Source organism: Rhodococcus sp. GA1, assembly GCF_024321955.1.
GTDB lineage: Bacteria > Actinomycetota > Actinomycetes > Mycobacteriales > Mycobacteriaceae > Rhodococcus > Rhodococcus pyridinivorans.
Map to the genome: position 1 here is coordinate 3,199,610 of NZ_CP097186.1, position 19,702 is coordinate 3,219,311.

Annotated in this window: 16 protein-coding genes; 5 read left to right on the forward strand and 11 right to left on the reverse strand. The window is 70.8% G+C overall.

Annotated features, from left to right (window positions below):
• The 3 genes from M3330_RS15210 to M3330_RS15220 all read right to left on the reverse strand — a co-directional run bounded on the left by M3330_RS15210 (position 1) and on the right by M3330_RS15220 (position 2,219).
• Positions 1-432: a CBS domain-containing protein gene (locus M3330_RS15210; RefSeq protein WP_024102052.1), complete on the reverse strand. Its 432-nt coding sequence runs from the start codon at positions 430-432 to the stop codon at positions 1-3.
• 106 nt (positions 433-538) lie between these two features.
• The gene (locus M3330_RS15215; protein WP_033096316.1) at positions 539-1,441 is read right to left on the reverse strand and encodes an ROK family protein; all 903 of its coding nucleotides are present in this window, start codon (positions 1,439-1,441) and stop codon (positions 539-541) included.
• Positions 1,442-1,463: 22 nt separating this feature from the next.
• Positions 1,464-2,219, reverse strand: coding sequence for a class I SAM-dependent methyltransferase (locus tag M3330_RS15220; RefSeq protein WP_255028920.1), 756 nt, complete (start codon positions 2,217-2,219; stop codon positions 1,464-1,466).
• Between the two features lie 166 nt (positions 2,220-2,385).
• On the opposite strand from M3330_RS15220, the gene M3330_RS15225 reads away from it, so the two are divergent.
• A complete protein-coding gene (locus tag M3330_RS15225; protein WP_120280375.1) occupies positions 2,386-3,615 on the forward strand; it encodes a glycosyltransferase family 4 protein in 1,230 nt (409 codons plus the stop codon).
• Here the strand turns inward: M3330_RS15225 and M3330_RS15230 are convergent.
• The gene (locus M3330_RS15230) at positions 3,526-5,280 is read right to left on the reverse strand and encodes a hypothetical protein (protein WP_255025292.1); all 1,755 of its coding nucleotides are present in this window, start codon (positions 5,278-5,280) and stop codon (positions 3,526-3,528) included. The genes M3330_RS15225 and M3330_RS15230 overlap by 90 nt on opposite strands.
• A gap of 120 nt (positions 5,281-5,400) precedes the next feature.
• Here M3330_RS15230 and M3330_RS15235 point away from each other — a divergent pair, with 120 nt between their 5' ends.
• Entirely contained in the window at positions 5,401-6,624 is a 1,224-nt protein-coding gene (locus M3330_RS15235) for a polysaccharide biosynthesis protein (RefSeq protein WP_230810603.1), read from the forward strand.
• Between the two features lie 28 nt (positions 6,625-6,652).
• On the opposite strand, the gene M3330_RS15240 is transcribed toward M3330_RS15235, so the two are convergent.
• Positions 6,653-7,888 carry a DUF3068 domain-containing protein gene (locus M3330_RS15240; RefSeq protein WP_072740554.1) on the reverse strand — a complete coding sequence of 412 codons (1,236 nt, stop codon included), beginning with the start codon at positions 7,886-7,888 and terminating at the stop codon, positions 6,653-6,655.
• A gap of 246 nt (positions 7,889-8,134) precedes the next feature.
• Here M3330_RS15240 and M3330_RS15245 point away from each other — a divergent pair, with 246 nt between their 5' ends.
• Entirely contained in the window at positions 8,135-9,307 is a 1,173-nt protein-coding gene (locus tag M3330_RS15245; RefSeq protein WP_255025295.1) for an acyltransferase, read from the forward strand.
• On the opposite strand, the gene M3330_RS15250 is transcribed toward M3330_RS15245, so the two are convergent.
• The 4 genes from M3330_RS15250 to M3330_RS15265 all read right to left on the reverse strand — a co-directional run bounded on the left by M3330_RS15250 (position 9,196) and on the right by M3330_RS15265 (position 15,382).
• Positions 9,196-13,482, reverse strand: coding sequence for an alpha-(1->3)-arabinofuranosyltransferase (locus M3330_RS15250; protein ID WP_255025297.1), 4,287 nt, complete (start codon positions 13,480-13,482; stop codon positions 9,196-9,198). The genes M3330_RS15245 and M3330_RS15250 overlap by 112 nt on opposite strands.
• A complete protein-coding gene (locus tag M3330_RS15255; protein WP_006552672.1) occupies positions 13,463-13,636 on the reverse strand; it encodes a DUF2613 domain-containing protein in 174 nt (57 codons plus the stop codon). Before M3330_RS15255 ends, M3330_RS15250 begins: the two co-directional genes overlap by 20 nt.
• A 140-nt stretch (positions 13,637-13,776) precedes the next feature.
• Positions 13,777-14,859: an isochorismate synthase MenF gene (locus M3330_RS15260; protein ID WP_255025298.1), complete on the reverse strand. Its 1,083-nt coding sequence runs from the start codon at positions 14,857-14,859 to the stop codon at positions 13,777-13,779.
• 55 nt (positions 14,860-14,914) lie between these two features.
• Positions 14,915-15,382, reverse strand: a complete 468-nt coding sequence (locus M3330_RS15265; protein ID WP_019290888.1) for a universal stress protein — start codon at positions 15,380-15,382, stop codon at positions 14,915-14,917.
• A 113-nt stretch (positions 15,383-15,495) separates the two neighbouring features.
• Between M3330_RS15265 and M3330_RS15270 the strand changes: the two genes are divergently transcribed.
• Together M3330_RS15270 and M3330_RS15275 are read left to right on the forward strand one after the other, a co-directional pair.
• A complete protein-coding gene (locus M3330_RS15270; protein WP_024102046.1) occupies positions 15,496-16,674 on the forward strand; it encodes a glycoside hydrolase family 3 N-terminal domain-containing protein in 1,179 nt (392 codons plus the stop codon).
• A 75-nt stretch (positions 16,675-16,749) separates the two neighbouring features.
• Positions 16,750-17,358, forward strand: a complete 609-nt coding sequence (locus M3330_RS15275; protein ID WP_006552668.1) for a TetR/AcrR family transcriptional regulator — start codon at positions 16,750-16,752, stop codon at positions 17,356-17,358.
• A gap of 114 nt (positions 17,359-17,472) precedes the next feature.
• Here the strand turns inward: M3330_RS15275 and M3330_RS15280 are convergent, their stop codons facing one another.
• On the reverse strand, positions 17,473-18,330 hold the full coding sequence (locus M3330_RS15280) for a MaoC/PaaZ C-terminal domain-containing protein (protein ID WP_006552667.1): 858 nt from the start codon (positions 18,328-18,330) through the stop codon (positions 17,473-17,475).
• A complete protein-coding gene (locus tag M3330_RS15285; RefSeq protein WP_019290889.1) occupies positions 18,331-19,677 on the reverse strand; it encodes a 3-oxoacyl-ACP reductase in 1,347 nt (448 codons plus the stop codon).
• Positions 19,678-19,702: the final 25 nt, after the last annotated feature.

The window sequence follows — 19,702 nt, forward strand, 5'->3', positions numbered from 1 at the left end:
CTAGCCACCATCGTGGATGTAGGAGGCGAGCTGGTCGCGTTCGGTCTGTAGTTCGTCGATGCGGCTCTTGACCACGTCGCCGATACTGACGATTCCCACCAGCCGAGCGTCCACCACGACCGGTAGGTGCCGGATCCGTTGTTCGGTCATGGTCTCGGCGAGACTGTCGACCGAATCGGTGGGCAGGCAGGTCGTCACCGTCCGCGACATCAGTTCGTGTGCCGGGGCGGCGAGGATCGACGGTCCGCGTTCGTGCAGGGCGCGTACGACGTCGCGTTCGGTGACGATCCCGGCGACGGTCTTGCCCTCGCACACCACCATCGCGCCGATGTTGAACCGCGCGAAGTCGCCGATGAGCTCGCACACCGTGGTGTCGGGCTCGACCGTGTGCACCGCCGAGCCCTTGTTCCGCACAATGTCAGCAATCCGCATCCGGTACCGCCGATCTGCTCGCAGAGCATCCCGGCGGCACCTCACCGGTTTCCGCCGGGACTCCGATGTGGTCCTCAGGGTAGGCCGGAAAACCGGGTGTGCCCGGTCAGGTTATCCAGTCGTGACCTGCGGCGACGATCGATGCGCCGGTGAGGGTGCCCAGTGCGCCGAGCTCGGCGGGGACGATCTGCAGGTCCTGCACGAACCGTAGGCGGGCGTGCCGGGCCGCCGACGCGAGCATCGGCCGCCACAGGTGCCCGCCCGATTGCGCGAAGCCGCCGCCGACGACCACGCGTCCCACATCCGTCAGTGCTGCTGCCGACGCGATGACCTGGCCCAGTGCCGTCCCGGCCCGTTCGAGGGCCGCGGCGGCGACGCCGACCCCGGCCTCGGCGTCCGTGGCCAGCGCGACACCGTCGGCGCCTTCCCAGCCGTGGGCACGGGCCCAGCGCACCGCCGACGGGCCGCTCGCCACGGTCTCGATGCAGCCGACGCCTCCGCACGCGCACACCGTCGTGCCGTAGGGCGAGACGACGTGCCCGATGTGGCCGGCGTTTCCGGTGCGGCCGCGCACGATCCGGCCGCCGAGCACGAGACCGCCGCCGATGCCGGTGCCGAGCACGACCCCGAGCAGGTCGGCGACGTCGCGTCCGGCACCGAAGCGCTGTTCGGCGAGGGTCGCGGCCGCGCCGTCCATCACCGGATCGACGCGGGCGTCGGGGAACACCGAACGCACGGCGTCGACGAGTGCGAAGCCGGAGCTCCACTCGGAGATGTTGATCGGACCGATCGTCCCGGCGTTCGTGTCGACCGGTCCTGCGGCGGCGATACCCACGGCGGTCACCGGTCCCTCGCCGATCTCCGCGACCTCCCGCAGCAATCCCGCGCACGCGCCCCACACGTCCTTCCGGGGGACCGGCACGGATCGGGCTTCGAGTGGGGTGCCGTCGTCGGCGGCGACGGCCGCGGCGAGCTTGGTGCCGCCGACGTCCAGGGCCAATGCGGTCATGACGACGACACTAAGCGACGGGTCAGCGCCGCCGCAGGACCAGTACCAGGTTGCTGACGAGGAACTCCCGGACGCCGGGCACGTTCACGAGCCACCACGCCCAACTCGGGTGGTAGCGGGGGAAGGCCGCGAGCAGTTCACCGTCGGGCGTCGAACGTGCCCAGCGCAGACCGTCGCTCGCGCCCACGTCGAACAGCGACACCCCGTACCGGTTCTTCGGCTCCCGGCCGTGCTTGCGGGCGTAGCGTCGGGCCGCATACTCGCCGCCGAAGGCGTGCCACGGACCGGTCTCGTGCCCGCCGAACGGTCCCCACCACAGGGTGTACGACAACACCATCAGTCCGCCGGGCCGCGTGACGCGCAGCATCTCGTCGGCCATCACCCACGGCGTCGCGACGTGTTCGGCGACGTTCGACGAGAAGCACACGTCCACCGAGCCGGTACGCACCGGCAGTGCCAGGCCCGAGCCGCGGATCGCACCGCCGACCTGCAGGCCGGCGGCGTGCATCTCGGACGGGTCGGGCTCGATCGGCACGTAGCGCGACCCCACCTCGGTGAACGCGTCGGCGAAGTAGCCCGGTCCGCCACCGACGTCGACGACCGTGGTGCCCGTCAGATCGGCGCCGGTCAGACCCGAGTAGAGATCGCCGATGAGATCGACGGTGTCGCGCGCGAGACTACCGTAGAACTTCTCGGGTGCCGTCTGCTCGAAGCGGAAGCTGCCGAGCAACCCCACGGAACGGCGCAGTGTGGCGCGGCGGGCGAACAGCCGGGTCACGTCGGTGCGGGGTCGGGTCGTCGATGGCACGTCCAGTCACCTTAGTGCGGGCCGCGCACTCGTCCCTCACCTGTCGCCGACCGGCACCCGCTACTGTGTCCCTGTCATCGTCCGAGTCACATCTGCCCGGCCGGGTGGTCGAGTCGACATACAGGGGGGTCACCGCGTGCGGGAGGTTCTGCTGCTCTGCTGGCGCGATACCGGGCATCCGCAGGGCGGTGGCAGCGAGCGGTATCTCGAGCAGGTCGGGGCGCAACTCGCGGCGCGCGGCGTCCGCGTCGTCCTGCGGACCGCTTCCTATCCCGGAGCTGCCGAGCGAGACCGGATCGACGGCATCACCGTCAGCCGCGGCGGGGGACGGCTCACCGTCTACCCGCGCGCGCTCGCCGCGATCCTCGCGGGCAGATTCGGTGTCGGCCCCCTCGCCGGTATCCGCCCCGACGCCGTCATCGACACCCAGAACGGCATCCCGTTCTTCGCCCGGCTCGTCGCCGGCGCGCCCGTCACGGTGCTCGTGCACCACTGCCATCGTGAGCAGTGGCCGGTCGCGGGCAGGCTGATGGCCAAGCTCGGCTGGTGGATCGAGTCGTCGCTGTCGCCGCGCGTACACCGCCGCAACCAGTACCTCACCGTCTCCCTTCCGTCCGCCGACGAGCTGCGCGCTCTCGGCGTCGATCGGGAGCGGATCGCGGTGGTCCGCAACGGTGTCGACGCCGTCCCCGCGGGCGTCGCGGTGGGCGGCGACGACACGCGCACGGCCCACCCGAGCGTGTGCGTGCTCTCGCGGCTGGTGCCGCACAAGCAGATCGAGGACGCCCTCGCCGCGGTCGCGACGCTGCGCGGCACCGTCCCGGGCCTGCATCTCGACGTCATCGGCGGCGGCTGGTGGGAGCAGAACCTCCGCGATGCGGCCGCCGAACTCGGCATCGGCGACGCCGTCACCTTCCACGGCCACGTCGACGAACAGCGCAAGCACGAATTGCTCTCCCGCGCCTGGGTTCACGTGATGCCCTCGCGCAAGGAGGGGTGGGGTCTCGCGGTGGTCGAGGCCGCCCAGCACGGTGTGCCCACCATCGGTTACCGCAGCTCCAAGGGACTGACCGACTCGATCATCGACGGGGTGACCGGTCTGCTCGTGGACTCACCCGCCGAACTGACCGCCGCCGTCGCCGATCTGCTCGCCGACGCCGACCGTCGTCGTCAGCTCGGCAACAAGGCCCGCATCCGCGCCGGCGAGTTCTCATGGGAGGCCACGGGAGAGGGCGTGCACGAGGTCCTGTCCGTCACGACCTTCGGGCACACCGTCTCAGGACTGTTCCCGCGCGCCGACGAGCCGTCGATGCTCGCCGACCCGCTGCCCGAGCGCGCAGCCAGCGCCGCCGGCCAGTACCAGTAGCCACACCACGTGCGCCCCGATCGCCAGGGCGCGATGGGGTGACGGGGTCGAGGTGACCCCCTCCACCCGGTACAGGCTCAGATCCTCGTCCTGATAAGCGGGTTCGACGGCTCCGAGCGTGCTCTTCGCGGCGCCCGATTCGCCCGGTGTGCCGTGCTCGACGAGCACCCAGCCCACCCCGCGGGCGGCGAGCGCACTCGGATCCGCGCCGGACAACAGCAGGGTTTCGACGTCTTCCGCGCGGCGACCCTCCCCGGCGACACTGCCCTCGGCGACGATCAGGGTTCCGGTCTGCAGGACGTCGGCGCGCAGCATGCGCGGGGACGGATCGAGCACCGGCACGGGCCCGGAGAAGTCGAAGACCCGGAACATGCCGGCGGGCAGCACCGCCACGTCGCCGCCGTCGGCCGTGACGATCTGCGACACCTTCTCCCAGCCCGCCGGATAGCGCACAGGCCGCAGTTGCCCGCCCACACCCCACACCAGGTCGGGCAGCGCGACCAGCACGGCGGCGATCGCGGCCGTCGCCCACACCGGTTCGGGCGCCGCGAAGCGCCGGGCGAGGACGGTCGTGCCGGCCGCCGCGGCGAGCGCGTATGTGGGCATCGCCCACGCGACCCACTTCTGGGTGTCGCGCAGCAGTCCCGCGCCGGGCACGTTCACCATCGCCCATTCGCCGACGGCGAGTCCCGGGCCGGTCGCGGCGAGGGCGATGACGAGCACCGCAAGGACGGCAGGCACCGCGACCGCGACGATCACGGAGTTCCTACGTCGCCGCCACAGTGCCGGCACCCCGCACGCCACCACCGTGAGCAGCAGCAGCAGGGTGCCCATCAGCGCCCATGCGGTAGTGCGCGAGGTGGGGACGGATTCGGCGTTCCAGATCCCGCCGAGCCCTGCCACCGAACCGATCGTGCCGAGCAGTGGTTCGGCCCGGGCGGCGAAGGCGCGCACACCGGCCGGGTCCGCTTCGGTACCGCCACCGGCGAGCGCAGTCGCGATCAGCCACGGCAACGACACCGCGACACCCAGCGCGAGTGCGCCGCCCACGCGCGGCAGCACCCGCGTCCGCCCACCGGGCGCGACGAGGACGGCGCAGGCCGTCACGATCGCCAGCAGGGCACCGGTCGGGGTCAGCCCCGCAGCGGCCAGGCAGACCGCCAGCGACGCCCAGCCGCCGCGTCTCCGTCGCCGGATCGCGACGGCCGCACAGATCGTCCACGGCAGCGCGGCGTACCCGGCGAGCAGACTCCAGTGGCCCTGCAGCAGCCGCTCGGCGACATAGGGATTCCAGATCGCGACCGTCGCCGCGACGAGCCGGGCGCCGGTTCCGCTCGTCGGCAGCACCACCGCGACCAGCCGTGCCGCACCCCATCCCGCCGCCCACAACGACGCGACGAGCAGCGCCGTGACCGCGACACCACCGTCGACGACGGTGCTCACCCACGCCAGCAGGGCGTCCTGCGGCACCGCGCGGGCGGCGGCGTCGGACAGACCGAGCGCAGAATCGGTGAGGAACGATCGGGGAGTGCTCACCGCGTCGCGGAAGAGCAGGTAGCCGGGGGAGACGAGGAACGGACCGAGCACCGCGACCGTCAGGACGAGGGACCAGACCGCCGGGAGAGCCGCCGTCGTGGACATGCGGGACGACTCCGGGCGGGACATGGCGGCAGAATACGGTGTCGTTCCGGATGGGAGGATGAGCGGATGCCGCGAACACCCCGACCCGCGTCGGAGGGAACCGAGACCACTCGTGGTTCGACGACGGGAACCGCCGTCACCGGCATGACACTGGTGACGGTCGGCGCGATGACCGCGAACCTCGCGTCCTATCTGTTGCACCTGCCGGCGGGACGCTGGCTCGGGCCCGCCGGATACGGCGAGTTCGCGAGCCTGCTCGCCGCGCAGCTCGTCCTCGCCGTGCCGGCACTGGCGTTGCAGACGGTCGTCGCCCGGGAGGCCGTGCACGGCACCGGCGCCGCGGCGCTGCGTCGTCTCGGTTACCGCTGCGCCGTGCTCGCCATCGTCGTCGCGATGCTCCTCGTGCCCGTCGTGGCGTGGGCGCTCGACACGAGTGTCGGCGGGGCGTTCGGGTCGCTCGTCACCGCGCCGCTGCTCGTCCTCCTCGCCGCCGAACAGGGCCTGCTGCAGGGGCGGGGCAGGTTCGCAGCGCTCAGCGTCGTCCTGTCCGCCGCGGGCGTCGCGAAGGTGGTGCCGGCCGTGGCGGTGCTCGCCGTCGGAGGCGGCCCCGGTGCCGCGCTGTTCGCCGGGGCGCTCGGCACGGGTGCGGTCGCGCTGGCCGCGAGTGTGCTCGTGGGCCGGACGTCGGGTGGACGGACGGAACCGGTCCCGACCGCCGGGGCGGTGCTGCGTGCCTCCCAGGTGCAGCTGGCCCTCATCGCGCTCACGTCGCTCGACCTGCTGCTCGCCCGCATGCTGCTCGATCCCGATTCCGCCGGGTTGTACGCGCTGGGGGCGGTGGCGACGAAGGTCGCCTTCTGGTTGCCGCAGGCGGTCGGTGTGGTGCTCTATCCGCGGATGGCGAATCCCGCCCAGTCGGCGGCCGCGGTGCGGTCGGCGCTCACCGTCCTCGTCGCGATCGGCGCGGTGCTCGTCGCCGGCGCGGCGATCTGCGCACCGATCGTCCCGATGCTGGTCGGCGACGCCTACGGGCCGGTGCAGTCGCTGCTGTGGCTGTTCGCACTGCAGGGCGCGTGTCTGGCCGTCCTGCAGGGCGCGCTGCTGTCGGCGATCGCCGGGGAACGTACCCATCTCGCGCTCGTCGCGTGGGTGGGCCTCGCCCTCGAGGCGGTGCTGATGTTCACGGTGGCGTCGACCCTGCGGCAGTTCATCGCCGTCGCTGTCGGTGTGGCCGCCGCGACGGCCGCGGTGGTCGCGGTGCTCGCTCTGCGCGGTGCTGCAGTGGCCCGGTCGTCCACGGACGACGCGGTGACGCCGTCCACCGACGAGTCACCCGCGAACGACACCGCCCCCCACCGGGATCGGTGAGGGGCGGCTCGGTTCGTCTACCGGACGATCACTCCTGCGTCGGAGGCTTCCGCAGATCGGTGCGCGGGATCTCCTGCGTTCGATCCGTCGTCCAATCACGCTGCTGCGCGTTCGGATCGGTCTGGCGCGGGATGACCTCGGTGCGGTCCTCGGTGTGATCGCGCTGCGCGCCGCCCGAATGCGCCGGGCCGACCGTGGTCGTGGCCGGACCTGCCGGGGCGGGACCGCCGGTCGCGGTGGCCGGACGACGGTTGCCGCCACCGCGGATGCCGAGCACGAAGCCGACGATCAGCAGGATGACGCCGAGGATGCCGAGGATGATCGGCAGGGTGCGGCCGAACAGCGAGATGGTGTCCTGGCCGTCCTTGGCCTGGCCGATCTGGTACTCGATCGTCTCCTCGTCGAACGGCAGCGTCACGTTGAGGACCGTCACCTCGGGCTTGTCGGCCTCGCGGGCGTAGTACTGGTCCTGCTGCTCCTGGCCCTTGACGACGACACCGGTGACCGGGTCGACCCACAGGTCGCGGATGTTGTTGTACCAGCGGGTCATCGTGATCGGCTCGTCGCCCTCACCGACACCCCAGGTGGAGGCGGGCAGGCTGAGCTTGTAGGTCGGGACCTCGGGGTCGGCCTTCGAGAGGTCGACCGGCCCGATCTCCTGGCTGAAGTGGTAGACCTTCATGCCGTTGATCTCCTCCTCACCGACGAAGTCGATGGGGAAGTTCTCGCGAGCGTTGATGTCGTAGTACGGGTACGACTCCTGCTGGACGTCGAACGGGAACTTGTACTGCAGTCCGGCGCGGTTGTCGATCTCCACCGGCGGCTTGTCGGCGCTCACCTGGATCGTGCTCACGCGCTCCGGGAACTCCTCCTCCGAGACGGGCATGGAGGTCTTCCGGTCGATCGTGAGACGGTCGACGACGGCCGAGACCAGGCCCGTGTCCCCTTGCATGTCGAGTCGTCGCACGGTCTGGCCTGCCTGCAGCGTCATGACCTCGGCGTTCGAGGGATCCTCGACGGTGACGAAGCGCTGCGCGACGATCGGCACGTCGCGATCGACCTGCGCGTTGCCGGCGAGCAGCTGACGGGAATTGAGGATGTCGCCCGTGCCTTCGGCGACCGTGGTCACCTCGAGATCGAGCGGTGTCGTTCTCAGCTTCCCGAGCGTGTACGTCGGCACGAGAATCGCGATCACCAGGAGGAAGGCCCCCAGGCCCACCAGAATCATTGCCAGTATCCGGCCGGAGCTCGAACGCTCAGCCATGCTTTCTCCTCACTCAACGGTCGTCATCGAGTACCCCCACCGGCAGCAGCAGGGCTGCACGGATCGCCTGGCATCCGGCCCGCGAACACCACGTGAGCTCAGACACTAACAGCCCGGTATGGCAATATGCGCGTCCGCTCGCCGCTGGGACGGATCGGTAGTCGATCTTCGTCGCTGCCGGGATCGTCCCGTTCCGGGTGATCCTGCTCTGTCCACCGCTCCCGCGACACGGCACACTGGTGCCCGATGACCACTACCACCGACCGGAACCGCAGCATGAGCGGATTCCTTCCGGCACTCGAAGGAATGCGCGGTTTCGCCGCAGTGGGCGTGTTGATCACCCACGTCGCATTCCAGACCGGCGCGGTGCACGACTCGGTGATCGGCCTGGTGTGGGCGCGGTTCGACCTCGCCGTCGCCCTGTTCTTCGCCCTGTCCGGTTTCCTGCTGTGGCGACCGCACGCCGCCGCGGCCCGCGCGCTCGGTCCGTCCCCCTCGACGACCCGCTACTTCCTCTCCCGCGCGACCCGCATCCTCCCCGCCTACTGGACCGTCGTGATCCTGGTGCTGTGGTTGCTGCCCGACGCGGGCGGCGGCGCGACGGTGTGGTGGTCGAATCTCGCGCTCGTGCAAGTGTTCGTCCCACTGACCCTCACCGAGGGCCTCACCCAGATGTGGAGTCTGTCGGTGGAGGTGGCCTTCTATCTCGTGCTGCCGCTGCTGGCGCTGGCGGTGAGCGGGCTGCGCGGGGACGCCGCCCGTTACCGCGTCCCGCTGCTGCTCGCCGTGAGCGCACTGTCGCTGCTGTGGGCGTGGCTACCGGTCGGCACCCCCGACCACATCAACCACACCAACTGGCTGCCCGGCTACCTGCCCTGGTTCGCGGCGGGAATGATCCTCGCCGAACTCGTCACCGGCCCCGAGACGTGGATGCACCGCTTCGCGGCGCGGCGCACGGTGATGGGAGCGATCGCCGTCGCCGCCTTCGCTGCCGCCACCACCCCGCTGGCCGGACCGGAGACGCTCACCGATCTCGCACCCACCGAATATCTCGCCAAGATCGCCCTGGGCGCGATCATGAGCTTCGCCCTGCTCGCCCCGCTGACCCTCGCACCGCGCCGGCAGCACCGCGTCCTGGCGAGCCCGGCCGCACTGGCCGTCGGGCGCTGGTCGTACGGCGTGTTCATCTGGCATCTCGCGGTGCTGTCGATCGTCTTCCCCGTCTTCGGGATCCCGGCTTTTGCGGGGCACTTCTGGTTCGTCCTGACGGTGACGGTCGTGCTGAGTCTGGCCGTCGCGTCCGTCAGCTACGCCCTCGTCGAGGAGCCGGCGCGGGCCGCCTTCCACCGCTGGGACAAGGCCCGGCGCGGTACCGCCGCCAGGCCCACCGCGACCACGCCGACGAGCGCCGCGAACTGAATCAGGAACGAGTGCCCGACATATCCGTCGGGTGATCGCCACGGCCCGGTGGACAGCAGCGCCATCGCCAGCATCGTCGCGCCACCCGCGGCGCCTACGAGCACACGCGACGCCAGGACGGGGCCGTGGCGCACCGCGAGCGCACCGATCCCCACCGCGCCGGCGACCGCGACGGCGGCACCGGCCCATCCCGCGAGGAGCGTCGCGGCGACCAGCACACCGGTCAGCGCGAGAACCGACGAACCCCAGGTGCGCGGCATCGGACCCGGATCTTCGACCCGCCGCCGCGGCCACACGGCCGCCGCGAACAACGGGACGAGCAACAGCAACCCGCCGAAGATCCCGAGCCGGTACCAGCGGTCGGTCGCGAACTCGAGTGTCAGCGTCTGCTCCGGCCCGGCCGGCACGATCCAGCCCTGCTGCCAGCCGTCCACGACGACCGGCGTCGCCACGGCACCGTCCGGGGTGCGCGCCACCCAGCCGACGTTGGTGCTCTCGGGCACCACCACGAGCCGGTCCTCGTCGCCCGCCGGAACCATCACTTCGCGCAGGTTCTCCGTCCAGCGGCCCTTGTCGAGTTCCGTCGGCTCCGCGACGGGCGCGTCGGGACCGGGGACGTCGAGCCGAAGGCCCGAGACGACGAAGGCCGCACCGGGATCGACGTCGATGTCGACCCGGCCCGGGTTCATGCCGACGACGTCGGTGCCGCACAGTGTCGCGGGGACCTCCACGCCCGCCGCGAGATCGGCGACCCGCGCGGTGAGCGACGTGCGGTAGCTGCGTCCGTCGATCTCCACGACGGGTCCGCGCTCGCAGTCGACGGTCACCGTCTCGTCGTAGACGGATCCCTGTGCCCCGATCGGCCCGTCGTCGCCGAGCACCGACACCTCGGCGAGCCCGGGCGGGGTGAGTTTCGAGAAACCCAGCACTGTGCGATCGAGGGTGTCGCGCCAGTGCACCACGGTGAGTTCGATCCGGTCCGTGACGTGCGGGGTCAGATCGACGATCGTGTCGTCACCGTCGAGTTCGCGCACCTGCGGTCCGTTGCCGAGATTCACCGCGACCCGCGACGGCGCGACCGGCAGCGCTCCCAGCGCCGTCCTGATCTCCAATCCCGTGACGCGTTGTTCCTCAGGAAGCTCCAGCGTGAGCGACGGCCGCGGCGCACCCGCTTCGAGCGAGCTCTCCTCCGCGGTCCACGACGTCCGCGGGTCGCCGTCGGTGAGGGCGAACGCCGAGCCATGCAGGTCGACGACGTCGGCGTCACCGCGCGCGACGACCCGATCCGAACGGTCCGCGAGGTCCTCGAGCGCCGGCCCGGGGCGCGCGCGCAGGAGCAGTTCCGGGCGGACCCAGGTCTCCTGCGGCACGTCCAGGGTGCGGGTGAACATGCCGGGTTCCTCGGCGGAGGTGGCGAGTCCCCGCGCGCAACGGACACGGTCGTCGGTGTCGACGCAGCTGCCGCGGCCGGGGAATTCCTGGCCGAGCTGCCATCCGCCCACCGCGGCGTCCTCGACCGGGCCCGGCACCACGATGCGGCGACGGATGTCGATCGGGCGTGGTTCGTTCCGGTCGGTGAAGTCCTCGACGACCACCTCGGTGAGACCGAACTGGTTGCCGACCGTGCCGCGTTCGGTGTGCACGGACGTGATGCGGATCCACGAGGTGGTGCCCAGCGGCAGCGCGACCGTCTGTTCGCGTCCCGGTTCGTCGACGCGCACCGCCGTGCTGCCCCGGTCGGTGGACACCTCGAGCCACTTGACGGGATCGCCGAGAGCACCGGAGCTGGTCGTCAGGTGCAGCAGACCCGCTTCGATCGGCCGGTCGAGGTCGAGCTGCAGCCACTGGCCGATCGCCGATTCGAGTCCGTTGCTGTGCCAGCCGGTCGTCGGATCGCCGTCGACCACCGCGGCCGGGCTGCTTGCGACCGACGTGCCACCGAGCTGGGTGGCATCCGACGCCGCGCTGGACACGCTGATGCGGGCGCCTTCCCATTCGGCCCGGACGAGTTCGGTGTCGGGCACCGGATAGTCGGGGACGGCGTTGTGGGTGCGACGCGGGTCGTCGGCGGTCCGGATCGTCGACGAATGATGGTCGACCTGCCCGTAGTCCGTCTCGCGGTCCGTCGGGGTGTCGGTGACCGTCACCTCGTCGACGGGCAGACCCGCGCGGGCCGCGTCGGCGGCGAGGAGCGTGGGACCGACGAACTCGGGCTGCGCGGTGTTGCGGCGCAGCAGCGCTTCGGGGCCGCCCTGCACGACCGGCACGTCGGCGATGTCCACGACGTAGGGACCGACGGGTGCCGCGGCGGGTTCGGCGACGCGGTAGATCTCCACGGCCGGATAGGCAGGTCGCAGGTCGGCGTCGGTGACGAAGTCGTCGGGGTTGTCGAAGACGATGTCGTCACCGAACTCGGCGACCCGCTCGATGCCCGGCGAACCGTCGAGCGCGCGATGCACGAGTGCCGGTCGCGCGGCGGGAGAGGTGTCGGGATCGAGGTCGTTGCGCACCACCAGGAAGCCGATGCCCTGACCGCGCAGGGTCGCGGCGAGACCGTCGGACGGGCGGCCGTCGGCGATGTCGCGTTGCACGGCGTCGAGGGCACGGATGGCGCCGGGTGGCACGAGCGGGACGGCGTCGCGCACCGCCCACGGCGTCGATGCGAGTGCCTGCAGCGGTTCGTCGCGGGTGAGCCCCCACATCTGGCTGCCGAACGGCGCGCCGGGAACGATGAGGGCGCGTTCGCCGCGCTCGCTCGTGTTGTCCTCGAGCCAGGCCGCCGTGGCGTGCCAGTGCTCGGGGACCTCGTCGAAAGCGCCGCGCGGAGCGAGCCGCCCGGTCCACGCGAGTGAGGTCGCGAGCGTCATCGCGACGAGGATCAGCGTCGTCACCGCGACCATAGGATTGCGTTCGGGATGCGCGAAGGCGTTCCGGGCACGCGTCCACGGCACCGATCCGGGCAGAGGAACGGCGCGCAGTAGGTGCGCGATCCCGAGCACGATCGGCAGTCGCACGAGCGGCTCGAGCTTGTGGACGTTGCGCAGCGGCGCACCGGCGGTGTCGAGGAACAACCGGACCTGCTCGGCGAACGGCGAGTCGAGCTGGCCGACGTAACCGACGCCCATGCCGACGAGACCCACCACGAGGATCAGGGTGAAACGACCGCGCGCGGGCATCGACCGCATCGCGAGACCGGCGAGACCGACCGCGGCCAGGGCGCCGGTGACGAGGACCGCGGCCGGTTGCGTGACGAGCACGGCGCCCGCGATGCGTTCGGGGGAGACGAAGGGCGTCCAGCTGCTGGTGCCGCGCAGCACCTCGGCGAGCGACGTCCATTCGGTGGTGACACCGGACGATTCGATGAAGTCGAGGAAGGGCGGACTGACGCGACCGAGCAGCAGCAGCGGCACCATCCACCAGGTCACCGCGACGACGCACAGCGGCAGCCACCACAGGGTGAAGCGCCACCAGCGCCGGTTCGGACGGTGCGCGGCCCACCACAGCGCCGCGACGAGACAGGCCGCGGCGGTCGCGACCGCGTTGATCGCGCCCATGAGCGCCACCGCCACGGCGGACTGCGCGGCGAGCCGGCGGGCCGAGCCCGGATTCTGCGTGTTCAGATACCGCACCAGCGGCAGCAGCACCCACGGCGCCAACATCATCGGATGTGCTTCCGACGAGATGGAACCGAGCGTCGTGAGGACGCGCGGGGACAGCACGAACACCGTCGCCGCGATCAGACGGGAGCTACGGCTCCCGATACCGAGGGCTTCGGCGAGGCGGACGAGACCCCAGAATCCGGCGACGAGCAGCAGCACCCACCACACCCGCTGGGTGATCCACGGGGGGATGTGCAGCAGTTGACCCGCGGCGAAGAACGAGCCGTGCGGGAAGAAGTAGCCGTACGCCTGGTTCTGCACCTGCCCGAGCGGCGCCACACTGCTCCACTGGTGAGCGGCGCGCGTGAGGAATCCGATCGGGTTCTGCGTCAGGTCGTACTTGGTGTCGGCGACGACCAGGCCCGGAACCTGGGCGAAGGACAGGACCACCGCCACCGCGGTGACTGCGTACAGCCACCGGCGGGACAGCGGTTCGGCGGACGGGAGCTCCGTCTCGCCTCGGTACGTGCGTGAACTCGAAGCGTTGCCGGCGCCGTCAGCGGCTGCCGTACTCAACCTGGTTCAGGAGGGACGAATCGGCGTTGCCACTGCGATCGATCTGAGGGCGCGAATTCTCCTGCACAGCGGCCGTTACGCCGAAGACCGCCACGGCGCCGAGTACGGCACCGACGACCACGCTACCCAGGCCCGGTCCCAGGAACTTCCCCATTCCGTCTCCCCATCTCCAGTGACGCAGGCAGTCATCGCCGGCCGCCACGCTGTCTATCGGTCCGCGCCAAACTATCACCCCGGAAGGCGGTGGTGGACGGTGCGAGCCTCCGAGTCGATCTTTACCGTCGCCGCGGTGCGCTAGACGCCCAGTGCGCCGAGCAGTGTGCGCAGTTTCGCGGTGGTCTCGTCGAGTTCGGCGAGGGGGTCGGAGTCGGCCACGATGCCGCCTCCTGCCCAGGCCACGGCGCGTCGGCCGTCGGAACTGAGCTCCGCGCACCGGATGGCGACGAACCAGTCGCCGTCGCCTTGTTCGTCGCACCAGCCCACCGCGCCGCCGTAGAAGCGCCGGTCGCCCTCGACCCGGGAGATGACGTCCAGCGCGGCCTCGGTGGGGGTGCCCGCCACGGCCGGGGTGGGGTGCAGAACGTGGGCGAGGGTGAGCGCGTCGGTGTCGGGGTCGCGGAGGGTGCCGGTGACCGGCGTGGCGAGATGCCAGACATCGGGTGTCGCGGTGAGCTCGGGCTTGTCGGGGATGTCGAGGTCGCTGCACAGCGGGGCCAGTCGCGTGCGGATCCAGTCGACGACGTAACCGTGCTCGGTGAGGTTCTTGTCCGAGGTCAGCAGATCCTCACCGGCGCGGCGGTCCTCGCCCGGATCGGCCCGGCGCGCGGCGGTCCCGGCGAGGGGACGGCACGTGACGGTCTCGCCACGGCGGCTCACGAGCAGTTCGGGCGTCGCCCCGACCAGCGTGTGACCCCAATAGCGTTCGCCCGCCGCGCTCAGATCCAGCGCGTACGTCGCCGCGTCGGGATGGCGTTCGATCATGCGGGCCGCGAGAGCGAGCGGGTCGAGCGGTGCGTCGGCCTCGAGGGCGACCCGCCGGGCGGCGACGACCTTCTCCATCTCCCCGAGGGACATCTGCTCCACGAGCCGGCGCACCCGCTCGACGTGCACGCGGGGCAGTGGCAGTTCGGCGGAGATCCGCACCGGCGGCAGGTCCGACAGGTCGGGCGGGGCCTGCCACGGGCCGTCGAGGATCTCGACGTCGTCGGGCTGCGCGAGGGCCACCGGACGGTGCCGCGAGAACGGCAGTGCACCGACGACGATCGTCGCCTTACCGCTGCGGAGTGCCTGCGTGGCGGAGTGGACGTCGTCGAAGAACCGGCGGGTGCCGGTGGCGTGCACCGAGCGTTCGGTGCGCGAGAGCAGGAATCCGTCCATGGTGGATCGACAATATCCCTGCCCGCACCCGGCGCCGGTGACCCGGTGCGGGGCGTCAGCGACCCGGCGGCACGATCAGGACCGGCCGGTGACTGTGCCGGAGCACGTGATCGGCCACCGACGACTGCAACAGGGACCGCAGACCGGTGGTGCCGCGGGTGCCGGTGACGATGATGTCGACGTCCAGCTCGTCGGCGGCCTCGATGATCGCCGACCACACCGCGTTGACGACCTCGACGGTGCGGCCCTCGGCGTGCAGACCCACCGAGCGGGCCATCTCGAGCCCCTCGTCGTTGGTGATGCGCGCGTCGGACAGGGCGACGTCCTCGCTGTCCTCGTCGGGCACCCAGTCGGGTTGCATGACACCGGACAGGCCGGACATGCGGGCGGCCTGCCGGACCATCGGCTCCCAGGCGGTGACGACGACGGCACGGCACGACTCGAGGAAACGACCCGCATACTGCACGGCACGCTTCGAGTTCTCGGAACCGTCGTAGGCGATGAGGATCAGATCTGCGCCCACCGCGTACCCCCTGGGTCGGATTCGGATGCTCGGGTGCACCTTAACCCGCCGGAGCGTCCCCGGGGGAGGTTCGAGCTGTGGATCCGCGAGGTTCGTCCGCTACCGTCGGCACCATGCGGATCCGTCACACTGTCGCCGCCGTGCTCGCGGTCGCCCTCACCACCGCGGGATGCGGTTCGTCCGATTCGGGCGGCGACGACCCGGTCGAGACGACGTCCGACACCGCGCCCGCCTCGTCCACCACAGCGACCGCCACGACCACCGAGGCGACCGCGGCCGCGACGTCGGCGACCTGCGGCGACGATCTGCTCGCCCGGTTGACGCTGCGGCAGAAGCTCGCCCAGTTGCTCAACGTCGGGGTCACCGGAGCCGCCGACGCGCAGGCCGTCGTCGAATCCGAGCAGATCGGTGGCATCTTCATCGGCAGCTGGACCGACGCGTCGATGCTCACCGACCGTCTCGTGCCGCAGGTGGCCGCGCGGAGCGCATTGCCGCTCATGGTCACGATCGACGAGGAGGGCGGCCGCGTGTCGCGCGTGGGCGACCTGTTCGGGCCCGATCCGTCCGCGCGGGTGACGGCGCAGACGATGACGGTCGACGAGACCTACCGAATGGCGTTCGAACGTGGACAGGAACTGAAGTCGCTGGGCATCACGGTCGACTTCGCGCCGGACGTCGACGTGAGCAGCCAGCCCGACGACTCCGTCATCGGCGACCGCTCGTTCTCCGACGATCCCGAGGTCGTCACGCAGTACGCCGGCGCCTATGCGCGGGGACTGATCGACGCGGGCATCATGCCGGTGCTCAAGCACTTCCCGGGACACGGCTCGGCCTCCGGTGATTCGCACACCGGTGCCGTGACCACCCCACCGATCGAGCAACTGCAGCAGAGCGATCTCGTGCCGTACCGCAGCCTGGTCTCGCCCGAGGTGGGCGTCATGCTCGGCCACCTCGACGTGCCGGGTCTGACCGGCGGGCTGCCCGCGAGCATCAGCCCGGCAGCGGTGGACCTGCTCCGCTCGGGTGCCTACGGCGGCCCCGCCTTCGGTGGCGTGATCTTCACCGACGATCTGTCGGGGATGCGCGCGATCACCGACACCTACGGCATCACCGAGGCCGTCGAGGCCGCGATGGTGGCGGGCGTGAACCAGGCACTGTGGCTGACCACCGACGAGGTGCCCGCCGTGCTCGACCATCTCGAGCAGGTCGTCGCGGAGGGCACGCTCTCACCGGAATGGGTCGACGAGTCGGTACGGACCGTGACACGCGCGAAGGGCGCTCTGGACTGCTGAAATGTCGCAGGTTGCTTCGACCCCAGGCTTCCTACCGTAGAGTAAGAACTTCATTCGAGGAGTCCGGGAGGAGTCATGGCGGGCGGAACCAAGCGACTGCCGCGTGCGGTCCGCGAGCAACAGATGCTGGACGCCGCCGTCGAAGTGTTCTCCGAGCACGGTTTCCACAACACATCCATGGACGCCATCGCGGCGCGGGCGTCGATCTCCAAGCCGATGCTCTACCTGTACTACGGGTCGAAGGACGAGTTGTTCGCGGCGTGCATCGCCCGCGAAGGGCAGCGGTTCGTCGAGGCACTCACACCGGCGGGCGACCCCACCCTCGCCCCGCGTGAACAACTGCGGGTCGCGCTCGAGTCGTTCCTCGGCTTCGTCGACGAGCACCGGCCGTCGTGGATGGTCCTCTATCGTCAAGCGCTGTCGCAGCAGGCCTTCGCGCCCCAGGTGCAGGGCAGCCGCGACCGGCTGATCGAACTCACCGCGCACTTGCTCGAATCGAGCACGCGCGATCCGGAACCCGACACGAACTTCACGATCATGGCCGTCGCGCTCGTCGGTGCCGGTGAGGCCGTCGCCGACCGCATCGCCGGCGGTGAGATCGATGTGCAGCAGGCAGCGGATCTGCTCGAGAACCTCGCGTGGCGCGGTCTCGCGGGACGCAAGCGCTCCGATCAGATGCACTGACCTGTCCCATCGGGAACACCTCGGCCACAAGAATATTCACCACACGAGGGTTCGGGCGGGGCGGGACGCCCCCATCGCGTCCCGCCCCGCCCGAAATCTCGGTGGTTCCCCGCCCTACCGCAGGGTGGCGGTCAGGTGCGGGTACTGCTTCTTCGGATGCCGCAGTGCCAGATCCCATCCGTCGGCGACGTGCTGCGCGTACAGGCTCAGCGACGACGGCAGCAGGACCGGCTTCCCGAATCGCACCGCGTAGGTCACCTTGCCGGGGATCCGTCCCTCGACGGCCGAGAGGGTGGCCGCCGCGCTCCACATGCCGTGGGCGATGGTCTTCGGGAATCCGAAGGCCTTGGCGCCCAGGGTCGACACGTGGATCGGGTTGCGGTCACCGGAGACCGCCGCATAGCGGTCGATGACCTTCTGGTCGACCCGCAGTGTGGAGGTGGGGACCGGGGGGATCTCCTCCTCCTTCGGCTCCGGCTTGGGCTGACCCGACAGCGACGTGCGCTGCTGGTGCAGGAAGGTCGACGTCTGCCGCCACACCAACTCGCGTCCGACGTTGACCTCGCTGACGAGATCGACGAGCAGGCCCTTACGGTGTTCGCGCATGTTCTCCGCGTGCACCGCGATGTCGAGCGGCTCGGTGACCGAGATCGGCCGGAACTGCTCGATCACGTTCTCGGCGTGCACCGAACCGACGGCGGCGAACGGAAAGCCCTTCGACACCATCAGTTTCATCACGAGCGGGAACGTGAGGATGAACGGATAGGTCAGCGGCAGGCTGTCGCCGAACCGCAACCCGCACACCTTGGTGTACTCGGCGAGATCGTCGGGATCGACCTTCAGCGACCGCAGGACCAGGACGTCGTCGGGCAGGCTGTCGCCCGACGCACCCACGACGGGCAGTGCCCCGAGCACGGCCCGGCTGTAGATGTCGAAGGTCGACGGCAGCGAGGACAGTTCGATCCGTGCCATCTAGGCCCCCAGCATGGACTGGCCGCACACGCGCACGACCTGCCCGGTCACGGCGCTCGACGCGGGGTTCGCGAACCACGCGACGGTCTCGGCGACGTCGACGGTCTCACCGCCCTGCTGCAGCGAGCTCATCAGACGACCGGCCTCGCGGGTGGCGACCGGGATCGCGGCCGTCATGGCGGTCTCGATGAAGCCCGGAGCGACGGCGTTGACGGTGATCTTCTTGTCGGCGAGCGCCTCGCTGGTCGCCTGGACGAGGCCGATGACACCGGCCTTCGAGGCGCCGTAATTGGTCTGGCCGCGGTTACCGGCGATACCGGCGATCGACGACACGTCGATGACCCGGCCACCCTCCTTCAGCGCGCCCTTCTCGACGAGCACGTCGGTGATCTTCCGCGGGGCGATCAGATTCACGCCCATCACGGAATTCCAGCGAGCGGCGTCCATGTTGACGAGCAGCTTGTCGCGGGTGATGCCGGCGTTGTGGACGATGATGTCGGCGCCGCCGTGACGCTCGAGCAGGTGAGCGGCGAGCTTCTCGCCGGCGTCGGGGGCGGTGACGTCGAGCGCGAAGGCGGTGCCGCCGACCTTGTTGGCGGTCTGCGTCAGCGCGTCGCCTGCAGCGGGGACGTCGGCGGCGACGACGGTCGCGCCGTCGCGGGCGAGGACCTCGGCGATCGTCGCGCCGATGCCGCGGGCCGCGCCGGTGACGACCGCGACCTTGCCGGCAAGCGGGCGCTCCCAGGACTCGGGGGCGGTGGCGTCGCCCTCACCGATACGGATCACCTGGGCGTCGACGAAGGCCGACTTCGCCGAGAGCAGGAAGCGCAGCGTCGACTCCACGCCGGACAGGCCGGTCGCGGCCTTCGGGGAGACGTAGACGAGTTGCACGGTGGCACCGCGACGCAGTTCCTTGCCGACGCTGCGCGTGAAGCCCTCGAGGGCGCGCTGGGCGATGCGCTCGTCGACCGACCCGGCCTCCTCGGGCGTGGTGCCGAGGACGACGACGCGGCCGCTCGGGGCGAGATTGCGCAAGGTGGGCTGGAAGAACGTGAAGAGCTGTTCGAGCCCCGCGGGGTCGGTGATGCCGGTAGCGTCGAAGACGAGTGCGCCGAACTTCGTGTCGGACGGCTCGGCGAACGTGTAGTCGCTCAGGAGGTTGCGGATCGGTTCGACCAGGCGGCCGTTGCCGCCGAGCAGGACGGGGCCGGGGAGCGGGGGCTCGCCGGGCTGGTAGCGCCGGAGCTTCTCGGGCTGTGGCAGACCGAACTGCTTGGCGAGGAACGCTCCGGGTGCGGACGAGATGAGCTGGGCGTAGAGCTTGGGTGCGCCCTTGGCTTCGGCCACGATTCCACCTTCTTCGATTCGGTCG

What these genes read in the sequence shown, in the direction of transcription:
- M3330_RS15210 (WP_024102052.1), bottom strand. Translation starts at nt 432, where the DNA reads ATGCGGATTGCTGACATTGTGCGGAACAAGGGCTCGGCGGTGCACACG.
- M3330_RS15215 (WP_033096316.1), bottom strand. Translation starts at nt 1,441, where the DNA reads ATGACCGCATTGGCCCTGGACGTCGGCGGCACCAAGCTCGCCGCGGCC.
- M3330_RS15230 (WP_255025292.1), bottom strand. Translation starts at nt 5,280, where the DNA reads ATGTCCCGCCCGGAGTCGTCCCGCATGTCCACGACGGCGGCTCTCCCG.
- M3330_RS15235 (WP_230810603.1), top strand. Translation starts at nt 5,401, where the DNA reads ATGACACTGGTGACGGTCGGCGCGATGACCGCGAACCTCGCGTCCTAT.
- M3330_RS15240 (WP_072740554.1), bottom strand. Translation starts at nt 7,888, where the DNA reads ATGGCTGAGCGTTCGAGCTCCGGCCGGATACTGGCAATGATTCTGGTG.
- M3330_RS15245 (WP_255025295.1), top strand. Translation starts at nt 8,135, where the DNA reads ATGACCACTACCACCGACCGGAACCGCAGCATGAGCGGATTCCTTCCG.
- M3330_RS15255 (WP_006552672.1), bottom strand. Translation starts at nt 13,636, where the DNA reads ATGGGGAAGTTCCTGGGACCGGGCCTGGGTAGCGTGGTCGTCGGTGCC.
- M3330_RS15260 (WP_255025298.1), bottom strand. Translation starts at nt 14,859, where the DNA reads ATGGACGGATTCCTGCTCTCGCGCACCGAACGCTCGGTGCACGCCACC.
- M3330_RS15270 (WP_024102046.1), top strand. Translation starts at nt 15,496, where the DNA reads ATGCGGATCCGTCACACTGTCGCCGCCGTGCTCGCGGTCGCCCTCACC.
- M3330_RS15275 (WP_006552668.1), top strand. Translation starts at nt 16,750, where the DNA reads ATGGCGGGCGGAACCAAGCGACTGCCGCGTGCGGTCCGCGAGCAACAG.
- M3330_RS15280 (WP_006552667.1), bottom strand. Translation starts at nt 18,330, where the DNA reads ATGGCACGGATCGAACTGTCCTCGCTGCCGTCGACCTTCGACATCTAC.